Origin of the sequence: Hydrocoleum sp. CS-953, from assembly GCF_002260545.1 — a bacterium.
Classification (GTDB): Bacteria; Cyanobacteriota; Cyanobacteriia; order Cyanobacteriales; family Microcoleaceae; genus Trichodesmium.
This window is the reverse complement of the sequence record NZ_LGSU01000412.1, coordinates 1-3,033: the sequence shown is the minus strand read 5'-3', so window position 1 is coordinate 3,033 and position 3,033 is coordinate 1. Positions and strand designations below refer to the sequence as shown.

The 3,033-nt window shown below is 33.2% G+C and carries 1 protein-coding gene; it reads right to left on the bottom strand.

Annotation, left to right across the window (positions count from 1 at the left end; genetic code table 11):
* Positions 1-1,518: 1,518 nt before the first annotated feature.
* The gene (locus tag AFK68_RS04035) at positions 1,519-2,676 is read right to left on the bottom strand and encodes a glycosyltransferase (protein WP_094671694.1); all 1,158 of its coding nucleotides are present in this window, start codon (positions 2,674-2,676) and stop codon (positions 1,519-1,521) included.
* Positions 2,677-3,033: the final 357 nt, after the last annotated feature.

Here is a 3,033-nt window from a genome sequence, read left to right as displayed (position 1 = left end):
GGTCGCGGGTAATCAAAAAGTAGATAAAAAACTTGAAACTCTCGTCTATTCCCTGTTCCCTCTTTCCTAAAAGCGGTAAGGTTTTTATACACAAATAAAATAGGACTGCTATAGATTGAGTTTTTGAATTTGTATACATAATTATAATTCAATAATTTTGGCAGTTTGTGGATTCTTAAAAGGAATTACTTTTTCTTTGCTTATGGTTTTATTGGTGTTAAGAAATACTTTCTATATATAGAAGGCATTTGATGTTTTTATAGATTGGTTTTCCTTTCTACAACATTCGCTATATAGCTGTCGCTAGGTTGGGCATTTGATCTCGCAGAGCGAAAGGGGAATGGAGTTCTATCGTTAACATTTTAGTTGAATAAAAACTCATGCTTATAGGCGGGAAAACACCATATATCTTAATGATATCAAAATTTTTGTCCGAATGCAACCGAAATTTCTTTGAGCCGCCGATTTTTTTCAGGAGCTTCAGAGAATGAAAATGTTAGTATTTTTCTGTTGAGGAACAATGGATAGAAAGATTTGATTAGGCAAAGAACGAGCATATTATTTTCCCAGAGCTTCAGAGGATGAAAAATTTCTACTATTACTTATTAGCTCAAATTCCTAAATCTTCAATTATCTTTGAACGGAAAATTTGGTTGAATAAAAAATCATGTATATAGACGACTAGCACCCACTACTTTTGATAATATCAAAATTTTTGTCCGAATGCAACCGAAATTTCTTTGAGCCGCCGACTTTTTTCAGGAGCTTCAGAGAATGAAAATGTTAGTATTTTTCTGTTGAGGAACAATGGATAGAAAGATTTGATTAGGCAAAGAGCGAGCATATTATTTTCCCAGAGCTTCAGAGAATGAAAAATTTCTACTATTGCTTTTAGNACTTTTGATAATATCAAAATTTTTGTCCGAATGCAACCGAAATTTCTTTGAGCCGCCGATTTTTTTTCAGGAGCTTCAGAGAATGAAAATGTTAGTATTTTTCTGTTGAGGAACAATGGATAGAAAGATTTTGATGAGGGAAAGGACGAGCATATTATTTTCTGAAGCACTCAGAGAATGAAAAATTTCTACTATTGCTTTTAGCTCAAATTCCTAAATCTTCAATTATCTTTGAGCGGGAAATTAAGTTGAATAAAAAATCATGCATATAGACGAATAGCACCCACTACTTTTGATAATATCAAAATTTTTGTCCGAATGCAACCGAAATTTCTTTGAGCCGCCGACTTTTTTCAGGAGCTTCAGAGAATGAAAATGTTAGTATTTTTCTGTTGAGGAACAATGGATAGAAAGATTTGATNTTTTTTCAGGAGCTTCAGAGAATGAAAATGTTAGTATTTTTCTGTTGAGGAACAATGGATAGAAAGATTTGATTAGGCAAAGAGCGAGCATATTATTTTCCCAGAGCTTCAGAGAATGAAAAATTTCTACTATTGCTTTTAGCTCAAATTTCTAAATCTTTGAGAAGGCAATTTAGTTGAATAAGTTACATGAAAGTAAACTAGCCAATATGTTCATAAAAAGATTTCAGTAATTTTGTATTTTCCTCCCAGTTAAGGTGAGTTTTGGCAAAATCAATTGCACCCTCACTTAACTTTTCATTTAGAGAATTACCACTCAACAATTTTTCCACAGAATCAACAATATTAACCGCATCAACCACAGGTAAAACCAAAGCATCTTTCTCATTTTCCATCACTAAACCAATATTACTAGCAGGCAAAACTACAGGTTTACCCATTGCTAAAAATTCCGGCAACTTACAGGGGAAACGATAATCATTAAATTTATCAGGTCTACCTGGTTGAATTAACACATCTGCTAAAGCCAAAATTTCTGGCATTAAACTCCGGTCTACATATCCTAATTCAATCACATATTGTCGCGCCCAACTATCATCATCTCCCAAAAAATTACAGAAATCTCTACCTGTTCTAATTAAAACAGCAGGTTGACCTTCTCGGTTCAACATTGCCACTGCTAAATATAAACTTCTCACCTCATAAGTATTAGCAGCATGAACATTTCCGGTGTAAGAAAAAACTAAATTATTGTCAGGAACGCCAAATTTTTTTGCTATTTCTGGATTTTTATCTCTAGGATAAAAATGCTCAGTTTCTACACCAGGCCATAAAATTAAACTCGGTACATTATTAGGTACAAATTCTTTTAACTTTTCAATAATAACTGTCACCCCATCCGCACTTGCCAGAAATTCCTTATATTTTTTGGGATGAGAAACATTATCGGGGATTTCTAGGGAACCATTAGCAGTAGCAATTTCCTCAAAAGGTTTATTTAAGTATTTTTCCAGAACATATTCCTCATTATCTTCTAAATGAATTACTAACTTAAAGTCATAAGCTTTTCGGAGTTTATGACAGTAATTTCTAGTAACTTCTCTAGGAGTCCAAACATGAACAACATCGGGTCCTTGCTGATTTTTAAAGTATTCGTTTAAGCGATAAAATTCACCATATTCTGTGACTTGATATAAATTTGCTAAATGTTCTCCTACCTGAGAAACAGTCTGTTTATTTCTCGGTACAGTTACCAGACAATCAAAACCAAATTTAACTAAATTATTAGCAAAATGATGTACATGAAGGGCACTATTAGAGTGAAAATCTTCGTACAGAACAAATAAAATGTTTTTCATTACAATAAGGGAATAGGGAACAGGGAACAGGGAACAGAAAAAAAGTATTTTGCAAATACTGAGATGCACCTTGAATGCTTACCGGAAAATTAAGGTATAAAGCCTCTCAATTCATGGAAAAAAAGAAAAAAATTCCTTGAGCGCCAATCCTCTTCTTGATAAGAAGAGGTAATTATTAATTATTGAAAGTATTTTTAACAGGACTTAGGTCAAGATACTAGATATAGAGTTGAAAAACTAGAACGTCTGAGTTTTAAGCGCTATATGTATATTCTCTGGGTAATTCCTATTTAAGTTATAGGGAGTCGGGAGTCGGGAGTGGGGAATAGGGAATAGAAAATCAAGTATTTTGGCAAA

What these genes read in the sequence shown, in the direction of transcription:
- AFK68_RS04035 (WP_094671694.1), bottom strand. Translation starts at nt 2,676, where the DNA reads ATGAAAAACATTTTATTTGTTCTGTACGAAGATTTTCACTCTAATAGT.